The organism is Geodermatophilus ruber, assembly GCF_900114385.1.
In the GTDB taxonomy this organism is placed as follows: domain Bacteria; phylum Actinomycetota; class Actinomycetes; order Mycobacteriales; family Geodermatophilaceae; genus Geodermatophilus; species Geodermatophilus ruber.
The window spans coordinates 114,236-139,220 of sequence record NZ_FOSW01000014.1 but is presented as its reverse complement, the minus strand read 5'-3'; the positions used below and the strand labels follow the sequence as shown (position 1 = coordinate 139,220).

The window sequence follows — 24,985 nt, the reverse complement described above, 5'->3', positions numbered from 1 at the left end:
CCCCGGGAACCCCGCAGCGAGGAGCGGATCCCGGCTCTGTCCCGCGATGGTCAGGAGGTGAGCACCACGCAGGAGGGGCAGACGTCGCGGGCCACCGTCGGCCACTGCTCGTCGACCGCGACCCGGGCCAGCGACCCGCAGACGGTCAGCTCGCAGGCGCCGTCGACCTCGGCCGGCGGGCGGTGCAGCTCGACCGCGTGCCACAGCGCTGCGGTCGGACCGTGCGCCCGGCTGCGGGCCGGAGCGTACGTCGTGGCAGCGTGGACCGTGGAGGCGAGCGTCGGAGCGGTCATGCCTTCACGGTCGGCAGTCCGCACCCCGAGGGACAGGCGGCGGCGGGTGGTCTCCCCCGGAGGGGTGAGGCCGATCCCCGGTCCGGAGGGTCGGCGAGTGCGCCGGTCACGCGGCAGGATGCGGTCATGGAGCTGACCAAGCACGGCCACGCCTGCGTCGTCCTCGGTGACGGGGATCGCCGGCTCGTGATCGACCCGGGCGTGTTCACCGACCCCGCCGCCCTGGACGGCGCCTCCGCCGTCCTCGTCACCCACGAGCACGCCGACCACTTCGCACCGGACGCGCTGCGGGCGGCCATGGACGCCGACCCGGCGCTCGAGGTGTGGACGAACCGCTCGGTGGCCGGTCAGCTGGAGGGGCTCGGCAACCGCGTGCACGTCGTGGGCCACGGGGACGCCGTCTCGGTGGCCGGCTTCGACGTGCGCGTCCACGGCGAGCTGCACGCGGTGATCCACCCCGAGCTACCGCGCATCGCCAACATCGGGTTCCTGGTGGACGGCACCGTCTTCCACCCCGGCGATGCCCTGACCGTCCCCGACGAGCCGGTGCCGACGCTGTTGCTTCCGGTGCACGCTCCCTGGTCGAAGATCTCCGAGGTGATCGATTACGTGCGCGCCGTGCACGCCGACCAGGCCTTCGCCGTCCACGACGGGCTGCTCAACGACAACGGGCTGGCTGTCATCGGGGGGATGCTCGGTGAGCGGGGGCCGGGGACCCCGACCCCCTACAGCCGGCTGGCCCCGGGGGACTCGGTCGACCTGTAGCCGGCCCGAGCCCCCGGGAGCCGATCAGCGCACGGCGCGGTTGCCCCGGCCGGACACGCTCTCGGCGACGCCGATGAGCAGGACGGCGGCGATCACCGCGACGATGAAGCCCAGCACGTTGAGCTCCCAGATGTTGCCGGTGCCCAGCAGGCTGGCGACGATCCCGCCGATGAGGGCCCCGACGATGCCGAGCAGCAGGGTGGCGACCATGCTCAGCCGCTGCTTGCCGGGCTTGATGAGACGAGCCAGCACCCCGATGATCAGGCCTACGACGATGAGACCGAGGATCTGCACGGCGTTCCTCCTTGCGCCTGCGGGGCGCCCCAGGCGGCGCTCCCGACCGAGGCAGGGGTACCCCCAAGATCACCTGGCCACACATGCAGGTCCCCGGATCGGGTGACCCGGTTCAGCCGGCGGCGAGCTGCTCCACGTGCCGCGGGAGCGTCTCCAGCTCGCTGTCGACCGTCTGCTGGACCATCTTCTGCACCGCCGTCCGCTGGAGGCGCTGCGCCAGCCGGTTCCCGCCCTTGGGCTCGTGGCCGACGGTGATGGTGACCCGGGTGGCACCCGGGCCGGCGTCGGCCAGCTCGATCCGCGTGGTCCAGGTCTCGGGGGTGAGCTCCAGCCGGGTGGTGACCCGTCGGCGCGGCTCCCACTCGACGATCTCGCCGCGGGGCGCGCCGGCCGGCGGCTCGGCGCCGTCCTCGAGCCGGCCCGGAACGCAGACGAACCGGGTCCCCCGGCCGGGGCCACCCGTGCCGGCCACCACGTAGGAGACGTCGCAGACGGCGCAGTAGGGCTGCAGGACGGCGAGCGCCCGCCACACGTGGCCACGGTCGAAGGGCAGCTCGCGGGAACCGCTGGCGCTGGTCATCGCGGACGACCGTAGTCGTCGCCGCCGGGCGGCCCGGCGCTCATCGGCCGCCGACCGAGACCTCGAACTCCACCTGGCTGACGTCCGGGCGCAGCCGGGAGAAGCTGTGCACCAGCGGGGCCCCGCCACTGTCGCGCACCGTCGTCCGGACCACCAGCAGCGGGGAGCCCGCGACGACACGCAGCAGGTCGGCCTCCTCGGGCGCGGCGGTGCCGACGTCGACGACGATCCGGGCGTGGGCGAGGTCGGCGGCGTACTCCCGCCGGAGGAACTCGTACAGCGAGCCCTCGCTGAAGTCCTCCTCCGCCGCCTTCGGGTACATCGTGGACGGCAGGAAGCTGTGCGCGACGTGGTTCGGAGCGCCGTCGACGCTGCGCAGCCGCACCAGCTCGACGACGTCGACGGCGGGCTCCAGCGCCAGCTCCGTCGCGACCGGCGGCGGGGCGGGCACGATCCGCTGGGTCAGCACCGCGGTGCCGACGTGGGCGCCCTGCTCGGTCATGACGGAGTTGAAGCCGGCGATGCGGTGCACGAAGCTCTCGCGGTACTCGTGACGGATCGCCGGGCGGGTCACGAAGGTGCCGCGGCCCTGCTCGCGCACCAGGTGGCCGTCGGCGACCAGCCCGTCGACGGCACGGCGCAGGGTGATCCGGCTGACGCCGTACTCCGCGCAGAGCACCGGCTCCGGCGGCAGCAGGGTGTGCTCGGGCAGCGAGGTGACGCGGCGGCGCAGGTGCTCGCGGACCGACAGGTACTTCGGTCCGCTGGGCACGCCCGCAAAGGTACTGGACGGGTAGACGTCTGGTCGTATGAGACGTCTCTCTCAGCAGTGCGGTGTACCCGCCTCGCCAAGCAGAGCCGCCAGCCGCGCGGGGTCCCCGCCCTCCACCTCCACGACCTTCGTCCGGCTGGTCCGGCCGCTGACCAGGCGGAGCTGCCGGCGGCGCACCGCCATCGCCTCGGTGACCGCCGCCAGCGCCGCCTCGGTGGCCCGCCCCTCGACCGCGGGCGCGGTGACCCGCACGACGAGCGCGCCGTCGTGGCTGCCGCCGACGCGGGTACGAGCTGCGCCGGGCCGCACCCGGATGGCGATGCGCACCGGGCCAGTGTGCCGGTCCCCCAGGATCCCGCACGGAAAGCTTGACAGCCATCACACAGCGCATGACTGGCCGCCCGACCTGCCCGGGTCGCAGGATGGATAGCCGTGACCCCGCCGCAGGATCCCCGTGCCCGACGCCGCGCGGAGACCCACCGGCGCCTCTACCTCGCCGCCATGGAACTCTTCCGCGAGCAGGGTTTCGAGGCCGTCACCGTGGCCCGGATCGCCTCGGCCGCGCGCGTCTCGGTGCCGACGTTCTACGACCACTTCCCGAGCAAGGAGCACATCGTCCTGCCGCTGCCCGAGCCCGCCGAGATCGAGCAGGTCATGGCAGAGCAGCCGGCCACCCTGCCGCTGGGCGAGCGCGTCCGCGGGGGGATCTTCTCCTGGTTCGGCTCCATCCAGGGTCGCGACCGGGACGAGCTGCTGGAGCGCTGGCGGATCGTGGTCACCAGCCCGGGTCTGCGCACCCGCGCCGCCACGTTCGAGCGGGCCACCGCCGAGATGGTGCTCGAGGCCGTCGCGCCGGACCGGCACGAGGGCCCGCCGCCGGTGGGCCCCGGGGTCGTCGTCTCCGCGACCCTGTCGGCGTACACGCAGATCCTGGTCCGGTGGGCCGAGGAGGAGGGCCGGCGGTCGCTGGAGGAGATCGCCGAGGAGGTCCTGGCAGCCCTGCGCCAGCTCTGAACCGCCGTCAGGGGGCCCGGAGCTCCACGACGGTGACCTCGGGCCGGGCGCCGATCCGCATCGGCGGGCCCCAGAACCCGACCCCCGCGGTGACGTACAGCTGGGTGTCGCCGAACCGGGACAGCCCCTCCACGGCCGGCTGGTCCAGGCGGATCGCGTAGTCGAAGGGCCACAGCTGGCCGCCGTGGGTGTGCCCGGCGAGCTGCAGGTCGACGCCGGCCGCCCGTGCCTGCTCGACGAGCACCGGCTGGTGCGCCATCAGCACCACGGGCACGGCGTCGTCGCGGCCGTCCAGCGCGGCGGCGAGGTTCGCTCCGTGGCCGGGCAGCCCGGAGCTCGCCGCCACGCGGTCGTCGATGCCGGCCAGGTCGAACGAGGCGCCCCCACGCCGGATCGGCACCCGCTCGTTGCGCAGCACCTGCACCCCGAGGGTCGGCAGGTGCCGCAGCCACGCGGTGGTGTCCGGCACGAAGTACTCGTGGTTGCCGGTCACGAAGTACACGCCCTGCTCGCTGACCAGGTCGGCCAGCGGGGCGACCTCCTCGCGCAGGTCGGCCAGCTCGCCGTCGACCAGGTCGCCGACGATCGCCACGACGTCCGGCCGCTGGGCGTTGACCGCCTCCACCACGCGCTCGAACCGCCGGCCGCCGTAGGTGGAGGACAGGTGGGCGTCGGAGAAGGTGACGATCCGCAGGCCGTCCAGCGCCGGGTCGAGACCGGCCAGCGTCACCGGCACCCGGCGCACGACCGGCGCGTTGTTGGCCGCCCAGATGCCGGTGCCGGCGGTGGCCAGCGCGACCGTGCCGGCCGTGAGCGCCAGCCCGCGGGCGAGCAGGAGCCGCCGGGAGGGGTCGGCCACGGTGACCTCGCCGTCCTCCCGGACGGGCGCTTCCGGCTGCGTGAGGACGTCGCCGACCTGCCGGGCGGCACCGCGAGCCATGCCATCGCCGTCCTGGCGGACGGCGCCGTGGCCAGGTGCCGTTCCCCCGTCGCGCGGAGCCGCGTCGTCGCGCCGGCGCGGAGCCCTCCGGGGCCCCCTCGACCCGAGGCGTCGTGCCGCCACCCAACGCACCGGCTCCAGCACCACGAGGGCGAGGAACGTGTAGAAGGCGATGCCCAGCCAGGTGAAGCCGGCGTAGGCGAGCACCGCGGCTGGGCTGCGCGGCGGGCCGTCCACGAAGACCGCGGCGGCCGGCAGCAGCGCGAGCAGGACGGTGCCGAGGGTCAGCCACCGGCGGGCGCGGCCGCGGCGGGTGGTGCTTCTGACCAGCCGCCACCAGAGATAACCGTGCAGGAGCAGCAGGGCCAGCAGGACGACGGTGCCGAACCCGATCAGGCCGATGAGGGACAGGGGGACCTTCCTTCTCGCACGGCGCGACGGACGTCCCGCCGTCGGTTCGACGACGGCGGGACGCTGCGCGTTCCCGGCGTCTCCCAGGGGGAGGGCTCAGCGCCGGCGGGCCACCGCGCGGACGGCCGGCTTCAGCGCGGGCTCCTGCGCCCAGAACGCCGCCGTGGCCTCGGCGGCCCGCGTCTCCTCCAGGGCGTGCAGCCGACCGTAGGTCCAGGCGTTCTCCCCGGCCGTGAATGCGGCGATCCCCAGCCGCCTGCACCACGCCCGGGTGACGACGGTGTCCTGCGCGCCGCCCAGGACGTCCTGCACCTCCTTCAGGGCGGTGACGAGGTCCGCGGCGGGCCCACCGACGATCGGGGCGGCCACCTCGGTGGTGTAGCGCAGCCGCTTGGCCGCCTTGCGCACGTCGTGCAGCCGCGCGGCGCGGTCGGCCCCCTCGGCCTCCTGCGCCGCGTGGATCGCCCGGCGCAGGCGCTTGCCGCTGCGCCGGACGGCGTCGGCCACCACCGGTCCGGCCGGCTCGGCGGCCAGTTCGGTGACGGGCGGGTCGGCCAGCAGCGTGTCCAGGGCGTCGAGCAGGCGCAGGTAGCGGCGTCCGGACAGCGCGGTCGCGGTCCCCTCGCCGGCCACCCGCTGCTCCTGCACCTCGGCCTGCTGGATCCGCGCGGCGACCGGGCCCAGCACGAGTTCCTCCGGCTGGGCGGCGACGAGCGCGCGCAGGTGCTCGAGCGCGACCTCGCCGTCCCGGGCGTCGGACAGCTCACCGGACACCCACCGCAGCTCCTCCCGGAGCGGATCGGTGTGCTCGCGCGGCAGCAGCGGGCGGAAGGCGGCGAGGATGCTCCGCAGGCGCCGGCACGCGACCCGGAAGTCGTGGACGCCCTCGGGCTGCTCGGTGCGGATGTCCAGGTCCGCGGTCCGCAGCGCGGTCAGCTGCTCCGCGAGGGCGCCGAGGACGACCTCCCCGGCGGTGGCCGGCCCGTCCTTGCCGGCCTTCTTTCCCTGCTTCCCCTTGGCGCCCTTCCCCTTCTTCCCTGCCTTCTTCGTGCCCTGCGGTGTCGCGCCGCCCCCCGACGGGACCGCTGCCGCGCCGTGCCCGGCCTCCGGTGCCCGCACCTGCGCGTCGAGCCGCCTGCGGAGCACCAGGCCCAGCTTGGACGGCGCCGACGACGGGCGGGCGCCCGCGGCGAGCAGCCGGTCGGCCACCGCCTCGAGCAGCGCCTCGTCGCCGTCGACCAGCTCGACCTCCAGCTCGCGCCACTCGGTCACCGTCGCCGCTTCACCCGGTCCGGCCGCCATCGCGGTGCCGTGCACGCGGTCGTCGGCCACCTCGGCCAGCACCTGCCCGTCGGGCCCGCGCAGCTCCAGGACCACCCGGCGGGTCCGGATGATGGCCACCGGCCCGGGGGTCGCCGTCCCGAGCAGGCCGAGCACCGGGGCGATGACGGCCGTGGGGACCGACTTCACCGCGGGGCCCAGGGGCTGGTGCAGCTCGCGTCGTCCCCCGTTGGCGGACGGGAGCTTCACGTGCCAGCCCGCGTCCGGGCCGCCGGTGCGGCGGCGCAGCGTCACCCGGTTGCGCAGCAGCCGGAGGTCGTCGGTGTCGAAGTACGTGGCCTCGAGCGGGCGCTCCTCGGGCTCTCCCACCTCGGCGACCCCGGGGAGCCCGGCGAGATCGGGCAGCTCGAACGAGGGGCCGGCCTCGAACTTGCGCTCGATCTCCAGGTGGACGGTGCTCATGCCCGGACGCTATCCAGATCGGCGCGTTCCGCGTGCTGTCGGCTCCCTACCGGAGTGGATTCGTGCGCGTTACGCGCACGAATCCACTCCGGTCAGGAGCGGCGGTCCCGGAGGAAGCGCAGCCGGTCGCGGGTGGCGGCGACCTCAGCCGGGTCGACGTCGGTGAGCACGAACGTCTCGACCCCGGCCGCGGTGGCCAGCAGCTCCCCCATCGGGCTGACGATCCGGCTGTCGCCGGCGTGCTCGGTGCCGTCGGGCGCCGTCCCCACCCGGTTGCAGCCGACGACGTAGGACTGGTTCTCGATCGCCCGGGCCTGCAGCAGCGTCGTCCAGTGCTGCCGCCGGGCGGCCGGCCAGTTCGCCGTCACCAGGTAGACGTCGGTGTCGGCCGCGGCAGACCAGAAGACGTCGGCGAAGCGCAGGTCGTAGCAGACGAACGGGGTGATCCGCAGGTCGCCGATCTGCACGGTCAGCGGCTTCTCGCCGGCCCGGAAGCGCTCGTGCTCCCCGCCGTGGGTGAACGGGTGCAGCTTGCGGTAGCGGTGCACGGTGCCGTCGGGGCCGGCGAGCACGAGCGAGTTGTAGGGCAGCTCCCCGCCGGGGGCGATCTCCGGGCAGCTGCCGGCGACCCAGATCCCGTGCTCGGCCGCCCGGGCCTGGAGGAACTGCGCCGACGGCCCGCCCTCGGGCTCGCCGATGCCCGGCGTCATCGAGAAGCCGGTGGAGAAGGTCTCGCTGAGCAGCACGAGCTCGGCGCCGGCACCGGCGGCCCGGGCGATCTGCGGCGCGAGGCGCTCGAAGTTCGCCGTCCGGTCCTCCCAGACGATGTCGTGCTGCACCGCCGCGATCCTCATGCCAGCCTCCTCAGGCGCTCGACCGCCTCGCCGAGCACGTCATCGCTCTTGCAGAACGCGAACCGCACCAGGTGCCGGCCCAGGTGCGCGTGCGCGGGGTCGTAGAAGACGCCGCTCGGGATCGCGACCAGCCCGGCCCGCGTCGGCAGCGTTCGGCAGAACGCCAACCCGTCGCCGTCGGGCTGCACGGGCCGGACGTCGGCGGTCGCGAAGTACGTCGCCTCCGGGCAGATGACCGGCAGCCCGGCGTCGGTCAGGCCCTGCACCAGGACGTCCCGGCGGTACTCCAGGTCGCGGGCGATCCCGGTGAAGTAGTCGTCGGCCATCCGCAGCCCCGCCGCGACGGCCGGCTGCAACGGGCCGCCGTTGACGTAGGTCAGGAACTGCTTGGCCGTGCGGACGGCGGAGACCAGCGGTGCCGGGCCGCAGATCCAACCGATCTTCCAGCCGGTGACGTTGAACGTCTTGCCGGCGCTGCTGACCACGAGGGTGCGCTCGCGCATGCCCGGCAGGGTGGCGATCGAGGCGTGCCGCGCACCGCTGAAGACGAGGTGCTCGTACACCTCGTCGGCGAGGACCAGCAGCTCGTGCTCCATGGCCAGGGCCGACAGGGTGGCGAGCTCGGGCCGGGTGAAGACCTTGCCGGTCGGGTTGTGCGGGGTGTTGAGCAGCAGGAGCCGGCTGCGGGGGGTGACCGCGGCGCGCAGCTCCTCGGGGTCGAAGGTCCACCGGCCGGCGCCGTCGGCGGGCGGGCGCAGCGGCACCGGGCGGGCGACACCGCCCGCCATCGCGATGCCCGCGGCGTAGCTGTCGTACATCGGCTCGAACAGGACGACCTCGTCGCCGGGCTCGAGGAAGGCGAGCAGGGCGGCGGCCACCGCCTCGGTGGCGCCCGCCGTGACCAGCACCTCGTCGGCGGGGTCGTAGGCGTGCCCGCCGAACCGCTGCACGTGCTCGGCGATCGCCGCCCGCAGCTCGGGGATGCCCGGGCCGGGCGGGTACTGGTCGGCCGGGGTGCCGATGGCGGCGCGGGCGGTGTCGAGCACGGCCGGCGGGCCGGGGTAGTCCGGGAAGCCCTGGCCGAGGTTGATCGAGCCCGTGGCCACTGCGAGCGCGCTCATCTCGGCGAAGACCGTCGTCCCGAAGCCCTGCAGGCGGGCGGCGAGGTGAGGGGCCCGGGTCATGCCCCCAGCCTGGCAGACGGCGTTCCACGTGGAACGCCGTCTAACCGACGCGCACGTCCTCCAGGCCCTCGATGCTGACGACGTCCCCGCGCCGGACCTGCCGGCCCCGGCGCTCCTCGGGCTCGCCGTTGACCCGCACGGTGCCGGTGAGCAGGACGTCCTTCACCTGGGCGCCGGTCGGCACGGCGTCGACCAGCTTGAGCAGCTGGCCGAGCCGGATGGAGTCCTCACCGGGACGCAGCTCGACGGTGCGCACGGAGCTCATCCTTCCTCGACGAGGGTCAGTCCGTCCCCGACGGCCGCCGGGCCCGGCTGGGCGATCAGGGCGCCGATCGCCAGCGTGCCGCCGCGCTCCCGGTGCACCCGCTTGAGCACCGAGGTGTCGCGGCCGAGGCCGCCGGGCTGGGGCCGGGTGACCATGACGCAGCGGTCCACGTGCTTGACGACGTCGAGCACGGCCGCGCCCAGCCGCACCCGCCGCCCGACCAGCGCGTCCTCCCCCTCCCCGGCGAGGAGGACGTTGGCACGGAACCGCCGCCGGTCCCATCCGCCCAGCGTGCCGGTGGAGACCAGCGAGACGCGGGTGCGGGCGCTGTCGTGGAAGGCCCCGCCGGCGCCGGTGAAGGCGCCCCAGCCGCGTTCGGCGTCCTCCTCCACCTCGAAGGGGTTCTCGTACCGGCGCTCCCCCGGCGCGTCCGCCGCCGCCCGCAGCGCCACCGGCCGCCCCAGCCAGGAGGACAGGACGGCGTCGTCGGAGGTGACCGACCCGTCCGGCAGCACCACCTCCACCCCACCGTCGGGGCGCAGCCGGCCGGCGGCCCACAGCAGATCGGGCACCCGCCGGGCGGTCAGCCCGTGGCCGGTAGCGAGGTCGAACAGCGCCCACTGCCGGTCGCCGGCCAGCCCCTCCGGGCCGATCTCGGCGCGGACGAGCCGTTCGCCCTGCAGGGACTTGACCGGGTAGCGCCACAGCTCCGCGATGTGCACTCAGGCCTCCCAGCTCAGGGTCCAACTGCCCGACCACTCACCGCCGGGGTCGAGGACGACGAGGTCCACCCCGTCGGCCAGGGCGTTGGGCGGACAGGTCATCGGCTCGACGGCCAGGCTGCGCCGCCGCTGCCCCTCGGGCAGTCCGTCGCCGGTGAAGACCTGCAGCCACGGCCAGGAGCGGTCCACCGCCAGCTCCAGCTCGCCGGCCGGGCCGCGCAGCCGGGTCCGCGCCCAGCCGTCCGCGTCGCGGTCGAGGTCCGTGAGCGGGGTGTCGATCGCCCGGTCGCCGATCCGGCCGACCGCCCCGTCGAAGGGGCGCCGCTCCCCGGTGGGCAGCCCACCCGCGTCGACGACCAGCTCGGTCCGGGCGGGGAGGTGCAGCTCGGCGTCGGCGATCCCGCCGTCGCGCTGCGCGCCGACGGCGAGGTAGGGGTGCATGCCGGCCCCGAGGGGAGCCGGCTCGTCGCCCGCGTTGCGGACCCGCAGGGTGACGGTCAGCCGGTCGGCGTCCAGCCCGTAGTCGAGGGCGGTCGCCAGCCGGAACGGGTACCCGGGGCGCGGCTCGAGGACGGTGCCGACGGTGACCGCGTCGGCCGACCGGTGCAGGACCGTCCACGGCTGCCAGGAGACGAGCCCGTGCATGGCCGTGGGCTTGTCCGGGCCGGCCAGTTCCAGCTGGAGATCACGCTCCCGCCAGCTCCACCGGCCGTTCCGGATCCGGTTCGGCCAGGGCAGCAGCACCCCGCCGCGACGTCCCGAGGGCACCGTGCCGGCCGGGTAGCCGTCGAGCACCTCGCGGTCCCCGACGACGAGGCTGCGCGGCCCGCCGCCGCGGAGGTCGACCGCCAGGCGGGCGTCACCTGCGGTGATCTCGACGCCCGTGGGCTCGGTCGCGGGCCAGGCACTCATGGGCCCACCCCACCACACCGGCCCGGACCGACGACATCCGCGCGGTGACCGGCGACGCATCCGCCTCGGCGAGGCGCTCGCCGATTCTGTGGACAGCGTGCACCGGGAAAACGGCCGCGGACGGTGATGGTCCGGCGGCGGGGGTGAGCTCGTCACACCCCTTGATGTCCCGAGCGGCGGAACGGGTTCACGCCGGGTCGAGCACCCGCTCGTAGAACAGCGAACCCTCGGCGTCGGGCGCACCGACGTAGGCACCGAACGCCCCGATCGCCCGGTAGCCCGCACTCTCGTACAGCGCGATCGCCTCGGGCTGGCGCGGCCCGGTCTCCAGCCGCAGCGTCGTCCAGCCCCGCTCGCGGGCGGCCGCCTCGAGCCCCGCGAGCACGGCCCTGGACAGCCCCCGTCCCCGCGCGGTGGGGACGACGTACATGCGCTTGACCTCGGCGACGCCCTCCCCCAGGGACCGCAGCGCACCGCAGGCCAGGGCGGCACCGGAGGCGTCCCGGGCCACCAGGACGACCTCGACGTCGGCTGCCGAGGGTCGTGTGCCCGGCTCGCCCGCGCCGTCGTAGCGCTCCCGCAGCTCGGCCTGCTGGGCCGCGGTCAACCGCCGCACGTCCTCGTCGTCCCACGCCGCCGGCTGGACGCGCACGCCGCCGATCCTCACAGGCTGATGCCGTGCAGCAGCAGGGCGGCCAGCTCCCGGTAGGCCGCGGCGTCGTCCAGGCCGGTGGCGCGTGCCGTGTCCCCCCGGCCGATGCGGAACATGAGCGTGCTGACCGTGTCGGCCACCAGCGCGGGGTGCACCTCACGGAACCGGCCCTGGGCCACCCCGTCGGCGATCAGCTCCCGCACCCGCTCGGCGGCCAGCGCGGTGTTGCGCTCGTAGACCGCCCGACCGGGGGCGAAGGCGTCCAGGTCGCGATAGAAGGCCGGCCCGGCGGGGGCCAGCGCCCGGGCCACCGCGGTGAGGTAGGCGGTGACCCGCAGCGCCGGGTCCTCCTCGGTCGCCGCCCGGGCCTCGACGGCGGCCGTGGCCTTCCGGAAGAAGTGCCGGATCACGCGCGCCGCGAGCTGCTCCTTGCTCCCGGCCAGGGCGTACAGCGTGCTCTTGGAGCAGTGCAGCCGGACGGCGAGGTCCTCGAGGGTGAAACCGGCGAACCCCTCGGCCAGGAACACCTGCTCCAGCTGGTCGAGCAGTTCCGCCTGCCGGCGGGTCAACCGCGCCTCCTCCGGCATGGCACCTCCTCGCGCGACAGCATGCACCTGGACCGAAGACAGTACTGCCGTACATTGCTCAGTACTGTTCCTGTCGAGGAGGATGCCGTGCCGGTCGACCGCGAACTGCCCACGCAGGAGGCCGAGGACCTCCTCGCCCTCACCCGCGAGCTCGCCGACGCCGAGCTCGCGCCGAGGGCGGCGCAGTACGAGCGCGAGGAGCGCTTCCCCCGCGAGGTGTTCCGCACCCTCGGTGACGCCGGGCTGCTCGGCCTGCCCTTCGGCGAGGACGTCGGCGGCGGCGGTCAGCCCTACGCCGTGTACCTGCAGGTGGTCGAGGAGCTGGCCGCCCGCTGGGCGAGCGTGGCCCTCGGGGTCAGCGTGCACACCCTGTCCTGCTTCCCGATCGACAACTTCGGCAGCGCGACGCAGCGCCGGGACCTGCTGCCGGAGATGGTCGGCGGTCGCCTGCTCGGCGCCTACTGCCTGTCCGAGGCCCACGCCGGCTCCGACCCCGCCGCGATGCGGGCGTCCGCCAAGGTCACCGACGGCGGCTGGGTCGCCACCGGCGAGAAGGCCTGGGTCACCCACGGCGGCCAGGCCGACTTCTACTCCACCTTCCTCCGGACGCCGGACGACGGCCCGAACGGCATCTCCTGCTTCCACCTCACCCCCGACCTCGACGGGTTCTCCGCCGCCAAGCCCGAGGAGAAGATGGGGCTCACCGGGTCCACCACGGCGGCGATCCGGCTCGACGGCGTGCCGGTCCCGACCGACCGGCTGGTCGGCGAAGCGGGCCGCGGGCTCGGCATCGCGCTGGCGGCGCTGGACTCCGGGCGGCTCGGCGTGAGCGCGGTCGCCGTCGGGCTCGCCCAGTCCGCGCTGGACGTGGCCGTGGAGTACGCCCGCGAGCGGACGGCCTTCGGGCGGCCGATCGTCGAGCACCAGGGCGTGGCGTTCCTGCTGGCCGACATGGCCGCCGCCGTCGAATCGGCCCGGGCCACCTACCTGTCCGCGGCCCGCCGCAAGGACGCCGGCAAGCCGTACGCGCGCCAGGCCAGCATCGCCAAGCTGGTGGCCACCGACGCGGCGATGAAGGTCACCACCGACGCCGTCCAGGTGCTCGGCGGTGCCGGCTACACGCGCGAGTTCCCCGTCGAGCGGTACATGCGCGAGGCCAAGATCATGCAGATCTTCGAGGGCACCAACCAGATCCAGCGGATGGTGATCGGCCGGCACCTGGCAGCCGAGTCGGCAGCCGCCGCGCGCTGACGGCCCGGTTCTGTCGGTACCGGGTGCCCAGTGCGCCCATGGTCGCTGTCGCCGACGACGAGAAGATGGCACTGGTCATCTCCTCGTGGTGGCCCGGCCGCGGCCTTGGCTCGCACCCGCCGCACCTGAGACCCGTTCCACGTGGAACGGGTGACGTTCGCCGGTGGACCGCGCGGCGCGCGAGCGACCAGACTGGGGCTCCCTACGAGGAAGGCCCCGATGCCCGAGCCGCACCTGCGCGCAGCCGACGCCGACCGCGCAGCTGTCGCCTCCCAGCTGGGTGAGCACATGGCCGCCGGCCGGTTGACCGTTTTCGAGTACGAGGAGCGCCTCGGCCGCGCCTACGCCGCCCGCACCTACGGCGAGCTGGACGAGCTCACCGCCGACCTGCCGGCTCCCCGGCCGGTCGAGCCGGCGCCGTCCCCCGCCCCGGCACCCGTCCCCGACTCCGGGATCGCCGGTGCCGGGCACTGGGACGGCTGGGCCGGCAGGCACACCCGGCAGGCGGCCTGGGCCAGCTGGGCGGGTACCGCGGTCATCGTGCTGACCATCTGGCTGGTGACCTCGTTCGCCGCCGGAGAGCTGCTCTACCCCTGGCCGGTCTGGGTCATCGGCCCCTGGGGCGCGATCCTGCTCGCCCAGTCGATCACCGCCGGGCGGGACGGCGACGGGAAGCGGCGCCAGCTCCCCTGAGCGCCGCCGCCACCTGCTCCCGGTGCGAGATCCACCAGCGGAGCCGCGTGCTGCCCCAGTGTGTCCGGAGCCGGCACACCAACCCGTCGCGACCGTGCGCAGGCGAACCCGTCGGCGGCCGGTCAGCGTGCCCGTGAGTCCAGGCCCGTTCCCGTCCGGCCGGTGGACCGGCGCCTGCGGCCGGTCAGGTTGACCAGCTGGAGCTCGGCCTCGGTGGAGTCCAGCGGCCGGGAGAACAGGTAGCCCTGCGCCCGGTCGCAGCCCTCGGCGCGCAGCCGGTCCCGCTGCACGGCCGACTCCACGCCCTCGGCGACGGTCTCGAGCCCGAGGTTGCGGGCGAGCTCGAGCATGCCGCGCACCAGCGGTGAGCGGTGCTCGATGTCGGTGATCGCCGCGACGAAGGATCGGTCGATCTTGAGGATGTCCACCGGGAACTGGCCCAGGTAGGCCAGCGAGGAGTAGCCGGTGCCGAAGTCATCGACGGCGAGGCGGACGCCGAGTGCGCGCAGCCGCCCCAGGTCGGCGGCGGCCCGTGCCGGGTCGTCGACCAGCGCGGTCTCGGTCAGCTCCAGGACCAGCGAGCACGGCGGCAGGCCGGAGTCGGCCAGGACATCGGCGACGAAGCGGCCTAAGTCGGCGTCGGCCAACTGGCGACCGGAGACGTTCACCGAGATCGCCAGCGGCTGCGCCTGCGGGTAGGTGCGCTGCCACGCGGCAGCGGTGTGGCAGGCCTGCTCGAGCACCCAGTGGCCGAGCTCGCGGATCAGCCCGGTGGCCTCGGCAACCGGGATGAACGCATCCGGCGGGACGGGGCCCAGCGTCGGGTGGGTCCAGCGCAGCAGCGCCTCGAAGCCGATCAGACGCTCGGTGGCCAGGTCGACCACCGGCTGGAACACCAGATGCAACTCGCCGCGCTCCAGTGCCTGGGCGAGGTCGGCCTCGAGCCGCACCCGGTGCAGCTCGGTGGCGCGCATCTCGGGGTCGAACACCACCATTCGGCCCCGGCCGGCCGCCTTGGCCCGGTGCAGGGCGATGTCAGCATCGCGCAGCACCATCGCGGCGGCGGCGTCGAGGTCGGCGACGTCGAGGTCGGCGACGGCCAGGCCGAAGCCGGCTGACACCGCCACCTGGTGGCCGTCGAGGGCGAACGGCTCGGCCAGCGCCTCCTGCACGCGGGCGGACACGGTCTCCGCTTCAGCGAGCGGTGAACCGCCGCCCTCGATGAGAACGCCGAACTCGTCGGCGCCGAGCCGAGCCACGGTGTCCTCCGACCGCACGACCGCGCGAAGCCGGTCGGCGACGGCGCACAGCAACCGGTCGGCGTAGTCATAGCCCAGGCTCTCGTTGACGTCCCGGAAGCCGTCGAGGTCGATGCTGAGGACGGCCGGGGCGGTCCCGGAGCGCTCTCGGCGGCGCAGGGCCAGGGCGACGCGGTCGTCGAACAGAGCTCGGTTGGCCAGACCGGTCAGCTCGTCGTACAGCGATCGATGCATCAGCTCCTGCTCGGCGACCGTCCGCGCGGTCACGTCGTCACCGGTGACCAGGACGGCTGCCACGTCCGGGTCGTCGAGCAGGTCCACGACCCGGACGGAGAACCAGGTTGGGCGGCCGGACTCGTCCCGGGAGCTCAGCTGTCCGGTGACCACCACACCGGGGACCCGGCGCGCCCGGGCGACGAGTGCCCGCGTCTCGGCGTGGTTCTGCACCAGGGCGGTCCGCAGTCCGTCACCACCGCGTAGCAGCGGCATCAACTGCAGGTCCTGCTGCTGCGGCTCCTCCGGGCCCGGGAGGAATCGGCCGTCGGCGTCGAGCAGGACCACGGCGTCGGAGGAGTTGGCGGCAAGCGCGGAGAAGAACCGCGCCTGGGAGTGCAGCCGGCGCCGGAACGCTTCCCTGTCGCGCAGGAGGTAGGCAGCCCGGGTGAAGACCAGCCCGAGCAACGCGACAGTGGCCAGGATCCCGGGCACCGGGCTGATGTCACGTCCGCTGACGTAGGCAGCCAGCTCGAAGGACGGCGGGATGAGCACCGGCGTCAGCACGAACGCCATCCGGGGCAGCGTGACCTTCGCCTGCTCCTGGTGCACCGGCGTCGCGGCCACCCGGGGAAGCGCCCGGATCACGACGGCCAGGCATGCGTCGGCCAGCAGCCAGGCCGCGAAGATCCAGGCCGGCACGGTGGCACCGCTGCGCAGGTAGGTCAGGTCGACGGCGAACCAGACCGATGCCGTCAGCCCCATCCAGCCGGCGAGCTGCCGCAGCGCGGGACGTGCGAGCCACAGTCGGACGGAACCGGCCACGATGCACGCGTCCAGCATCGTGTGCAGCGCCCAGATCGCCGGCGCGGTGTGCGGTGCCTGCCCGCCGGCTCCGGCGCCGAGCACCAGTTCCCATTCCAGGTAGGCCAGCACCACGAAGGCGACCGCGGCGTCGACGAGCCCGCCCCGCGACCGCCCCGTCCCCGACTCTCCGGTGAGCAGGAGCCGGATGCCGACGGCGATGGACAGGTAGGCGGCGAGATAGATGAGATCCACCGCGGAGAATCCGGGCAGTGCGACCACCTGCCGCACGACGTCTGCGAAGCCGAACAGGCTGATCCCGGTGGCCAGGCACACCGCGGCCTGTCGATGCAGCCGGCGCCGCCGCACACCGCTCCACGCCACGGCGGACACGGTCACCATGCCCAGCAGGAAGGCGACCTCGGAGATCGTGCCGCCGCCCAGGACCGCCGACAGCAGCAGCACCACGGCCAGTCCCGCTGTCAGCGCCAGCCACCACCGAGGGCCCACGGGGGTTCCCCACCCGACAGGCATCACAGCTCCCTTGCTGTCGACGGATCCGGCCCGATCACGTTTCGTCAAGGCCTGCCGTGCCCTTGAGCGGAGGAAGATTCATCGGTCGGGGGACTCACTCGAAGCGGTGAGCCTCCACGGACGTCGCGCCGCCCTTGCCGGCGGTACGACCCCTTCGAACGGCCCACGCCGTTTCAGGCGATCCGATGCCCGAATCAGGGGGCCGAGCAGCTTGCCCAGATTGATCCGGTTCTGCCCGTCGATCGTGGCGGCCTGGCCGACGCGGTCGGCGCCGTCCCGAGCGGACCGCAGGATGCGGTCGCGGACGGGGCCATCGCGGCGGAGGCGTGCGGATCGTTGCCGGTCGTGGACCGTTGCTCCCCGGGGGCGCTCGTCGCCTCCCGGGGGCCGGTGACCACCGGCTGGGAGCCCTGGGGATTCCCCAGTGCGTGGTGGGCAAGGGGGGAGTTGAACCCCCACGTCCTTCCGGACACACGGACCTGAACCGTGCGCGTCTGCCATTCCGCCACTTGCCCTGGCGAGGGAAAACAGTAGCAGCCCACCCGCCGCTGTCCGCAGCGGGGTGGGGGATCCCCCGACCTCCGGCTTTTCCGCCGGTCACCGGCCCGCGCGGCGCGCGGAGAGCGTCGTGACGCCGCTGGCCGGTCACGGGTGCGGCGCCCGGCTACGATCGTCGGAGGCATTCGAGCCGTCCGACGAGCGCAAGGGAGCGACTGTGGGCGTGCTGCAGCGCTTCGAACGACGCCTCGAGGGCATGGTCGGAGTCGCCTTCGCCCGCATCTTCAAGGGCAAGGTGCACCCTGCCGAGATCGCCAAGGCCCTGACCCGCGAGGCCGACGAGCAGCGCTCCGTCCTCGGGGAGGGGCGTGTTCTGGCGCCCAACGTGTACGACGTCCGGCTGGGGCCGACCGACTACGACAACCTCGCCGAGTGGTCCGAGGAACTGGCCGCCCGGCTCGCCGACATGGTGTCCGAGCACATCGAGGCCGAGGGCTACCAGGTCTTCGGCGAGGTCCAGGTGCGGCTCGATCGGGACGAGGAGCTGCGCACCGGCGTCTTCGAGGTCGGCTCCCACGTGGCCGACCCAGCCCGGCCGGCCCCTCGGGCCGAGGCCCTCGCCGTCCCGCCGGCGACCGGCGGATCAGGGGTTCCGCCGCTGCCGCCGCTGCGCGGCCGGGTGGCCACCGACACCGGCCGCCAGAGCCCCTCGGTGGTGGGGCGCGCGGGCAGCAAGCCGGGCATCACGCACGTGCTGCTCGTCGACGGCCCCGGCACGCGGCACGAGCTGACCAACGGCCGCAACATCATCGGCCGGGGCACCGACGCCGACATCCGGTTGCCCGACACCGGAGTCAGCCGCAAACACGTGGACGTGGTCCTGGACGGCGCCACGGCGATCGCCGAGGACCTCGGCTCGACCAACGGCACCCTGGTCAACGGCCGGCGGATCACCCGCCAGCCGCTGTCGGACGGGGACGTCATCCGCATCGGCCACTCGGTGCTGGTCTACCGGCAGGACGGCGCGTGAAGCCGGTCGAGGTGATTCCGTGACGGCCGAGATCGTCCTGCAGATCTTCCGCTTCGGCTTCCTCCTGCTGCTGTGGCTGTTCATCTTCGCGGCGTTCCGGGTGGTGCGTGCCGACCTGTTCGGTGGCCGGGCCGGGCGCGTGGCCTCGGTGCCGCCCCGCGCGGCGGCCGGGGGCCGGAAGAAGAACCGCGGGCCGAAGACGCTCGTCGTCACCGCCGGCCCGCTCAGCGGGACCAAGATCACCCTCGGCGAGCAGCCCATCCTCATCGGTCGCGCCGACGACTCCACCCTGGTGCTCACCGATGACTTCGCCAGCTCCCGGCACGCCCGGCTGACCAACCGGAGCGGGCAGTGGTACGTCGAGGACCTCGGGTCCACCAACGGGACCTACCTCGACCAGCAGCGCGTCCAGGGGCCCCTGCTGGTGGCCCCGGGCCAGCCGATCCGCATCGGCCAGACGGCCCTGGAGCTGCGCTCATGACCGCCGTGTTCCTGACCGCCGTGGCAAGCGCTCGCCTCACCGGAAGCACGATCGGATGAGTCTCTCGCTGCGCTACGCAGCCCGTTCCGACCGCGGTCTCGTCCGCGGCAACAATCAGGATTCGGTGTACGCCGGGCCCCGCCTGCTCGCCGTCGCCGACGGCATGGGCGGCCACGCGGCCGGTGACGTCGCCAGCAAGGTGGTCATCGCCGCCCTGGAGCACCTGGACGACGACGCGCCCTCGGGCGACATGCTGCAGGCCCTGCGCGCGGCGGTCTTCGAGGGCAGCGAGCACCTGCGGGAGGTGATCCGGGAGTCCCCGCAGCTGGAGGGCATGGGCACCACGCTCACCGCCATCCTCTTCGCCGGCGGCCGACTGGCGCTGTGCCACGTCGGTGACTCCCGCGCCTACCTGCTGCGCGACGGCGCCCTCACCCAGATCACCCACGACGACACGTTCGTCCAGACGCTGATCGACGACGGTCGGATCACGCCCGAGGAGGCCAACCACCACCCCCAGCGCTCGCTGCTGCTGCGCGCGCTCAACGGCCAGGACGTCGACCCCGACCTGTCGATGCGCGAGGCCCGCGCCGGCGACCGCTACCTGCTGTGCTCCGACGGCCTCTCCGGGGTGGTCAGCGAGGAGACCCTCGCCGAGGCGCTCAAGGACCCCGACCCCCAGTCGACCGCCGACCGGCTGATCGAGCTGGCCCTGCGCAGCGGGGGCCCGGACAACATCACCGTGATCGTCGCCGACGTCGTCGAGGACAGCGGGCACACCCCGCCGCTCGACCCGGTCGTCGACGGTGCCGCCGGTGACAACGTCGGGCAGCGGGAGGTCGACCCGCGGTCGGCGGCCGGCCGTGCCGCCCTGGCCGATCCGCCCCCGCCGCCCCCGTCGACCGCCGCCCCGACGGCCGCCGCCCCGCCGCCGTCCCGGAGCCGCCGCCGGCTGCTCTGGGCGCTGGGCGGGGCGCTGCTGGTCGCGGCCGCGGCGGTCGGCGCCTACCTGTGGGTGCTGTCCAACTGGTTCGTCGGGGTGCAGGACACCGCCGACGGCGAGCGGGTCGCCGTCTACCGCGGCATCGACGCCTCGCTGCTCGGCATGGAGCTCAACCGGGTCGCCGCGGTCACCGACCTCGACGTCGCCGACCTCACCCCGGCCGACACGAGCAAGGTGCGCCGCGGCATCGAGGCCACCGACGGCGCCCACGCCGACCGCATCGTCGCCATGCTGGAGGAGCAGAGCCTGCCGGTCTGCGCCGACCTGGAGCCGCCCACCGAGCCGGCCCCGACCAGCGAGGCCGCGCCGACGACCGAGGCGGCGCCGTCCCCGCCCCCCGGCCCCGAGCCGGCCCCGGGTGCCAACGGTGCCGAGCCGGGCATCTCCGCGGCGCCCACCGACACCACGCCGCCGGTGGCGCCCCCGACGAAGACGCTCGAGCCGGGAGTGGACTGCCGGGAGGTCGAATGAGCGGCACCCCGTCGACCGATCCCCGGGCGGCCGCGCCGGGCGCGACCCCGCCCCCGCCCAAGCGGCGCGGCACCGAGCTCGCCCTGCTCGGCTTCGCCCTCTTCATCACCCTGGTCGCGCAGGCCATCGTCGACCTGACGATCACCGGGTCGCTGCGGCCGGACATGCTCACCTTCGGCGGCTGGATCACCGCGCTGTGGGTGGTCGCGCACCTCGTGGTCCGGAAGTTCGCCCCCTACGCCGACCCGCTGCTGCTGCCCGCGGTCGCCCTGCTGGTCGGCCTCGGCCTGGCGGTGATCCACCGGCTCGACCTCGCCGCCGAGCAGGTCGACAGCACCGTCACCCGGGAGGACGCCCCCGTCCAGCTGATGTGGGCCACGGTGGGTGTGCTGCTGTTCGTCGCGGTGCTGGTCGTGCTGCGCGACCACCGGTTGCTGTCCCGGTTCGCCTACACCCTCGCCCTGATCGGCCTGGTGCTGCTGGCCCTGCCCGCGGTGCTGCCCTCGTCGATCTCGGAGGTCAACGGCGCCAAGATCTGGATCCGGCTCGCCGGGTTCAGCATCCAGCCCGGCGAGTTCGCCAAGATCTGCCTGATCGTGTTCTTCGCGGCCTATCTGGTCGACAAGCGGGACGTGCTCGCGCTGGCCAGCCGCCGGGTCGCCGGGATCGAGCTGCCGCGCGGCCGGGACCTCGGGCCGGTCCTGGTGGCCTGGGCGCTGTCGATCCTCGTCCTGGTGTTCGAGCGCGACCTGGGCAGCTCGCTGCTGCTGTTCGGCATCTTCGTGGTGATGCTCTACGTCGCCACCGAACGGGCCAGCTGGCTGCTCATCGGCCTGGGTCTGTTCGCCGGTGGGGCGCTGCTCGCGTACCAGATCTTCGGCCACGTGCAGGCGCGCGTGGACACCTGGCTGGACCCCTTCGCCTACCGCGACGGCGCCGGCTACCAGCTGGTCCAGTCGCTGTTCGGCCTGGGCACCGGCGGGCTGTTCGGCGCCGGGCTCGGCGGCGGCCGCCCCGACCAGGTGCCGGTGGCCAAGAGCGACTTCATCGCCGCGGCGATCGGCGAGGAGCTGGGCCTGTTCGGCCTGGTGGCGGTGATCATCGTCTACCTGGTGCTGGTCGAGCGCGGGCTGCGCACGTCGCTGATCGTCCGCGACGCCTTCGGCAAGCTGCTGGCCGCCGGCCTCTCCTTCGCCCTCGCCTGGCAGGTCTTCGTCGTCCTCGGCGGGGTCACCGGCCTGCTGCCGCTGACCGGGCTGACCACCCCGTTCCTCGCCTACGGCGGGTCCTCCCTGGTCGCGAACTTCGCCCTGGTGGCGATCCTCGTGCGGATCAGCGACGCCGCCCGCCGCCCGGCCCCACCGGTCACCCCGCCCCGGACGGCGCTGGGTGACGCCCCCACCGAGGTAGTCCAGTCGTGAACGCTCCCCTGCGCCGCGTGGCGATCAGCGTGCTCGTGCTCTTCACGCTGCTGATCGTCAACGTCAACTACATCCAGGTCGTGCGCTCCGACGAGCTGCGCAACGATCCCTCCAACACCCGCGTGCTGGCCGAGGAGTACGACCGGGAACGCGGCTCGATCGTCGTCGACGGCACCGAGGTGGCGCTGTCGGTGCCCACCGACGGCCGGCTCACCTACTTGCGCCAGTACCCGCAGGGCCCCGTGTACGCGCCGGTCACCGGCTACTACTCGCTCGTGTACGGCAACACCCAACTCGAGCGCGCGGAGAACGAGATCCTGGCCGGCTCCGACCCCCGGCTGACCTTCCGCCGGCTGGCCGACCTGTTCACCGGCCGGGACCCCGCCGGCGGCGACGTCGTCGTCACCCTCGACCCCGCGGTGCAGGAGACCGCGATGGCCGAGCTGGAGGGCGTCACCGGTGCGGTGGCGGCCCTCGACCCGTCGACCGGCGCGGTGCTGGGCCTGGCCAGCACGCCGTCCTTCGACCCGAACCAGCTCTCCAGCCACGACCCGCAGGCGATCCGCGACTACGCTGCGGAGCTCGAGGCGAGCGAGCACGACCCGCGGCTCAACCGGGCGATCGGCGACAACTACCCGCCGGGGTCGGTGTTCAAGGTGATCGTGGCCGCCGCGGCCCTGGCCAACGGCTACACGCCCGACAGCGTCATCCCCGCCCCCGACACGCTCACCCTGCCCGGCACCTCCACCACGCTGGAGAACTTCGGCGGGTCCTCGTGCAGCAGCACCGGCGAGCAGACGCTGATCGACGCCCTCACCATCTCCTGCAACACCGCGTTCGCCCAGCTCGGCATCGACCTGGGTGAGGACCGGGTACGCGAGATGGCCGAGGCGTTCGGGATGGACGGCGAGGGCCGGCAGATCCCCCTGCCGGTGGCGCCCAGCAGCATGGGTGACCCGGAGAACGACGCCCAGCTCGGGGTCAGCTCGATCGGCCAGCAGGACGTGCGGATGACCCCGCTGCAGGCGGCGATGATCGCCGCCGCCGTGGCCAACGACGGCACGCTCATGAACCCCTATCTGGTCGACCAGCTGCGCGCCCCCGACCTGAGCGTGCTGGACCAGACCGACCCGGAGGAGCTCAGTGAGCCGGTCTCCCCCGAGGTCGCCGAGCAGCTCACCGAGATGATGACCAGCGTCGTGGCCAACGGAAGCGGGCGCGCGGCCCGCATCCCGGGCGTCGAGGTCGCCGGCAAGACCGGCACCGCCCAGGTGGCCGAGGGGGTCCCCGACCACAACTGGTTCATCGGGTTCGCGCCCGCCGACGACCCGCAGATCGCCGTCGCGGTCTTCGTGGCCAACGGCGGGGGCACCGGCGGCGACACGTCCGCGCCGATCGCCCGCGAGGTCATGCGGGCCTACCTCGAGGGGCAGGGCGGCTGATGGCGTTGTCCACCGGCACCGTCCTCGCCGGCCGCTACGAGATCACCGCCCCCATCGCCACCGGCGGCATGGGCGAGGTGTGGCGGGCCCGCGACCGGGTGCTCGACCGCGTCGTCGCCGCGAAGGTGCTGCGCAGCGAGTTCACCGGCGACCCGAGCTTCGTGGCGCGCTTCCGCAACGAGGCCCGGCACACCGCGGCGCTGAGCCACCCCAACATCGCCTCGGTCTACGACTACGGCGAGACCACCGAGGACGAGCGGCTCCCGGATCAGCGGCTGGCGTTCCTCGTCATGGAACTGGTCGAGGGCAAGCCGCTGGTCACGATCCTCCACGAGGAGGGCACGCTCCCCGTCGACTGGACGCTGCACGTCCTCGGTCAGGCCGCCGACGGGCTGTCGGCGGCGCACCGCGCCGGCGTCGTCCACCGCGACATCAAGCCGGGGAACCTGATCGTGCGCCCGGACGGCGTGGTGAAGCTGACCGACTTCGGCATCGCCCGGGCCCGGGACGCCACCCCGCTGACCCGCACCGGCATGGTCGTCGGCACCGCGCAGTACCTGTCGCCGGAGCAGGCGCAGGGGTTCGATGTCACCGCCGCCTCCGACGTCTACTCCCTCGGCGTCGTCGGCTACGAGTGCCTCACGGGTGGCCGCCCGTTCGACGGCACCTCCCAGGTGGCCGTCGCGCTCGCCCACATCAACCGGCCGCCGCCGCCGCTGCCGGCGCACGTGCCGCCCGCGGTGCGGCTGCTGATCGAGCGGGCGCTGGCCAAGGACCCCGCCGACCGGTTCGCCGACGGCGCCGCGTTCGCCGCCGCCATCCGCTCGGTGGCCTCCGGCCACGGGCTCGCCGCCGGGCCCGTGGCCGCAGGCGGCCCGACCACCACGCCGGCCGGGCACGGCGATGGCTCGGCCACCGCCCGCACCGAGCTGGTGGAGGACCTCGGCGGCAACCGCACCCAGGTCCTGGGCATGGCCCCGGCCGGGGGGCCGGGGACGGCGCCGCGCACCATGCCCCCGCTGCAGCGCGCCCAGGACGACGGGGACGGCTGGTCCGGCCCGCCGTCCGGGGACGGCGGAGGCGGCCGGGTTGGTCGGCACGGCACGCGCGGCCGCGGGGGCCGGCGCCGCTGGGCCTGGCTGGTCGCCGCGCTGGTGCTGCTGGCCCTGCTCGCCGGGGGGACCTGGCTGGCCCTCCGCGGCGACGACGCCGGGACCACGACGCCGGACCGCACCACCGCGCCGGCGACCAGCGCGGCCACGACGCCGGGCGGGACGGTCAGCATCGACGCGGCGGCGCTGGCCGGCCGCAACGCCGACGAGGTCCAGGCCGAGCTGGAAGGTCAGGGGCTGCTGGTCACCCAGGAGCAGGCCGACGAGGACCAGGTCCGCGCGGCCGGCATCGCGCTGGACGAGGGCGACGTCGTCACCACCGACCCGGTGCGAGGCGAGCTCAGCCGGGGCGACACGGTGATCCTGTTCGTCGCGCCGGACGACTTCACCCCCGACACCGGGCAGGACGACGGCGGGGGCGGCACGGACGAGGAGGAGCCCGCGGCGCCGACGACCAGCGCCCCGTCGACACCCACCAGCGCCGCACCGACACCCACCAGCGCCGCACCGACACCGACCAGCGCCGCACCGACACCGACCACCAGCGAGCCCCCGGCGCCGACCACGACCCTGCCCGGGAGCCCGACGGCCACGGGCACCGTGCTGCCCGGCCAGCCGGGCGAGGGCGGGGAGCAGGCGCCGCAGGGGCAGAGCGAGTGATCCCGCCCGCTCGCGCCGCCCGGGATGCGGCCGCTCCAGCGGTTAGGCTGCCCGCCGGCCCGCCCGTCCGCCGCGCTCCCGCGCATCCCCGTGCCCGCTGGACGCCGCCCCGCACCGCCCGAGAG

25 protein-coding genes and 1 tRNA gene are annotated in these 24,985 nt (G+C 74.4%); 10 read left to right on the top strand and 16 right to left on the bottom strand.

Annotated features, from left to right (window positions below; genetic code table 11):
* Positions 1-50: 50 nt before the first annotated feature.
* On the bottom strand, positions 51-293 hold the full coding sequence (locus tag BMZ50_RS19545; RefSeq protein WP_091328523.1) for a hypothetical protein: 243 nt from the start codon (positions 291-293) through the stop codon (positions 51-53).
* 126 nt (positions 294-419) lie between these two features.
* On the opposite strand from BMZ50_RS19545, the gene BMZ50_RS19540 reads away from it, so the two are divergent.
* Positions 420-1,058, top strand: a complete 639-nt coding sequence (locus BMZ50_RS19540) for an MBL fold metallo-hydrolase (protein ID WP_091328520.1) — start codon at positions 420-422, stop codon at positions 1,056-1,058.
* Positions 1,059-1,082: 24 nt separating this feature from the next.
* On the opposite strand, the gene BMZ50_RS19535 is transcribed toward BMZ50_RS19540, so the two are convergent.
* The 4 genes from BMZ50_RS19535 to BMZ50_RS19520 form a co-directional block, all read right to left on the bottom strand.
* On the bottom strand, positions 1,083-1,352 hold the full coding sequence (locus BMZ50_RS19535) for a GlsB/YeaQ/YmgE family stress response membrane protein (RefSeq protein WP_218146349.1): 270 nt from the start codon (positions 1,350-1,352) through the stop codon (positions 1,083-1,085).
* 112 nt (positions 1,353-1,464) lie between these two features.
* Complete coding sequence (locus tag BMZ50_RS19530; protein ID WP_091328517.1) at positions 1,465-1,932, bottom strand: SRPBCC family protein; 468 nt, start codon at positions 1,930-1,932, stop codon at positions 1,465-1,467.
* A gap of 40 nt (positions 1,933-1,972) precedes the next feature.
* Complete coding sequence (locus BMZ50_RS19525; RefSeq protein WP_091328514.1) at positions 1,973-2,704, bottom strand: GntR family transcriptional regulator; 732 nt, start codon at positions 2,702-2,704, stop codon at positions 1,973-1,975.
* 51 nt (positions 2,705-2,755) lie between these two features.
* Positions 2,756-3,031: a DUF167 domain-containing protein gene (locus tag BMZ50_RS19520; protein WP_091328510.1), complete on the bottom strand. Its 276-nt coding sequence runs from the start codon at positions 3,029-3,031 to the stop codon at positions 2,756-2,758.
* Between the two features lie 105 nt (positions 3,032-3,136).
* On the opposite strand from BMZ50_RS19520, the gene BMZ50_RS25090 reads away from it, so the two are divergent.
* Complete coding sequence (locus tag BMZ50_RS25090) at positions 3,137-3,718, top strand: TetR/AcrR family transcriptional regulator (protein ID WP_091328507.1); 582 nt, start codon at positions 3,137-3,139, stop codon at positions 3,716-3,718.
* A 7-nt stretch (positions 3,719-3,725) separates the two neighbouring features.
* On the opposite strand, the gene BMZ50_RS19510 is transcribed toward BMZ50_RS25090, so the two are convergent.
* From BMZ50_RS19510 to BMZ50_RS19470, 9 genes are all read right to left on the bottom strand, one after another.
* A complete protein-coding gene (locus BMZ50_RS19510; RefSeq protein ID WP_245753745.1) occupies positions 3,726-4,865 on the bottom strand; it encodes a metallophosphoesterase in 1,140 nt (379 codons plus the stop codon).
* Between the two features lie 300 nt (positions 4,866-5,165).
* A complete protein-coding gene (locus tag BMZ50_RS19505) occupies positions 5,166-6,812 on the bottom strand; it encodes a CYTH and CHAD domain-containing protein (protein WP_091328499.1) in 1,647 nt (548 codons plus the stop codon).
* A 92-nt stretch (positions 6,813-6,904) separates the two neighbouring features.
* On the bottom strand, positions 6,905-7,666 hold the full coding sequence (locus BMZ50_RS19500; RefSeq protein WP_091328496.1) for a nitrilase-related carbon-nitrogen hydrolase: 762 nt from the start codon (positions 7,664-7,666) through the stop codon (positions 6,905-6,907).
* A complete protein-coding gene (locus BMZ50_RS19495; protein ID WP_091328494.1) occupies positions 7,663-8,850 on the bottom strand; it encodes a pyridoxal phosphate-dependent aminotransferase in 1,188 nt (395 codons plus the stop codon). Before BMZ50_RS19495 ends, BMZ50_RS19500 begins: the two co-directional genes overlap by 4 nt.
* Positions 8,851-8,890: 40 nt before the next feature.
* Entirely contained in the window at positions 8,891-9,115 is a 225-nt protein-coding gene (locus tag BMZ50_RS19490) for an RNA-binding S4 domain-containing protein (protein WP_177212895.1), read from the bottom strand.
* On the bottom strand, positions 9,112-9,837 hold the full coding sequence (locus BMZ50_RS19485; RefSeq protein WP_091328491.1) for an MOSC domain-containing protein: 726 nt from the start codon (positions 9,835-9,837) through the stop codon (positions 9,112-9,114). The genes BMZ50_RS19490 and BMZ50_RS19485 overlap by 4 nt, the downstream gene beginning before the upstream one ends.
* Positions 9,838-10,749 carry an aldose 1-epimerase family protein gene (locus BMZ50_RS19480; protein ID WP_245753744.1) on the bottom strand — a complete coding sequence of 304 codons (912 nt, stop codon included), beginning with the start codon at positions 10,747-10,749 and terminating at the stop codon, positions 9,838-9,840.
* Positions 10,750-10,936: 187 nt separating this feature from the next.
* Positions 10,937-11,401 (bottom strand): GNAT family N-acetyltransferase, encoded by a 465-nt coding sequence (locus tag BMZ50_RS19475; RefSeq protein ID WP_091328486.1) that lies wholly within the window; start codon positions 11,399-11,401, stop codon positions 10,937-10,939.
* 11 nt (positions 11,402-11,412) lie between these two features.
* Complete coding sequence (locus BMZ50_RS19470) at positions 11,413-11,988, bottom strand: TetR/AcrR family transcriptional regulator (protein ID WP_091328483.1); 576 nt, start codon at positions 11,986-11,988, stop codon at positions 11,413-11,415.
* An 87-nt stretch (positions 11,989-12,075) separates the two neighbouring features.
* Here BMZ50_RS19470 and BMZ50_RS19465 point away from each other — a divergent pair, with 87 nt between their 5' ends.
* Complete coding sequence (locus tag BMZ50_RS19465; RefSeq protein ID WP_091328480.1) at positions 12,076-13,239, top strand: acyl-CoA dehydrogenase family protein; 1,164 nt, start codon at positions 12,076-12,078, stop codon at positions 13,237-13,239.
* A gap of 219 nt (positions 13,240-13,458) precedes the next feature.
* Positions 13,459-13,932, top strand: coding sequence for a DUF1707 SHOCT-like domain-containing protein (locus BMZ50_RS19460; protein ID WP_091328477.1), 474 nt, complete (start codon positions 13,459-13,461; stop codon positions 13,930-13,932).
* Positions 13,933-14,054: 122 nt separating this feature from the next.
* Here BMZ50_RS19460 and BMZ50_RS19455 read toward each other — a convergent pair whose 3' ends face one another.
* Positions 14,055-16,718: a bifunctional diguanylate cyclase/phosphodiesterase gene (locus BMZ50_RS19455; protein WP_177212894.1), complete on the bottom strand. Its 2,664-nt coding sequence runs from the start codon at positions 16,716-16,718 to the stop codon at positions 14,055-14,057.
* Positions 16,719-17,171: 453 nt separating this feature from the next.
* Positions 17,172-17,257: transfer RNA gene (locus BMZ50_RS19450), tRNA-Leu, on the bottom strand.
* Between the two features lie 200 nt (positions 17,258-17,457).
* Between BMZ50_RS19450 and BMZ50_RS19445 the strand changes: the two genes are divergently transcribed.
* Genes BMZ50_RS19445 through BMZ50_RS19420 form a run of 6 tightly spaced genes read left to right on the top strand, consistent with a single transcriptional unit; the run spans position 17,458 to position 24,860 of the window.
* Positions 17,458-18,270, top strand: coding sequence for an FHA domain-containing protein (locus BMZ50_RS19445; RefSeq protein ID WP_091328471.1), 813 nt, complete (start codon positions 17,458-17,460; stop codon positions 18,268-18,270).
* 19 nt (positions 18,271-18,289) lie between these two features.
* The gene (locus BMZ50_RS19440) at positions 18,290-18,751 is read left to right on the top strand and encodes an FHA domain-containing protein FhaB/FipA (RefSeq protein ID WP_091328468.1); all 462 of its coding nucleotides are present in this window, start codon (positions 18,290-18,292) and stop codon (positions 18,749-18,751) included.
* Positions 18,752-18,806: 55 nt separating this feature from the next.
* On the top strand, positions 18,807-20,225 hold the full coding sequence (locus BMZ50_RS19435; RefSeq protein ID WP_091328464.1) for a PP2C family protein-serine/threonine phosphatase: 1,419 nt from the start codon (positions 18,807-18,809) through the stop codon (positions 20,223-20,225).
* A complete protein-coding gene (locus BMZ50_RS19430) occupies positions 20,222-21,646 on the top strand; it encodes an FtsW/RodA/SpoVE family cell cycle protein (protein ID WP_091328461.1) in 1,425 nt (474 codons plus the stop codon). The genes BMZ50_RS19435 and BMZ50_RS19430 overlap by 4 nt, the downstream gene beginning before the upstream one ends.
* A complete protein-coding gene (locus tag BMZ50_RS19425; RefSeq protein WP_091328457.1) occupies positions 21,643-23,088 on the top strand; it encodes a peptidoglycan D,D-transpeptidase FtsI family protein in 1,446 nt (481 codons plus the stop codon). The genes BMZ50_RS19430 and BMZ50_RS19425 overlap by 4 nt, the downstream gene beginning before the upstream one ends.
* A complete protein-coding gene (locus BMZ50_RS19420) occupies positions 23,088-24,860 on the top strand; it encodes a serine/threonine-protein kinase (RefSeq protein ID WP_091328454.1) in 1,773 nt (590 codons plus the stop codon). Before BMZ50_RS19425 ends, BMZ50_RS19420 begins: the two co-directional genes overlap by 1 nt.
* Positions 24,861-24,985 lie beyond the last annotated feature (125 nt).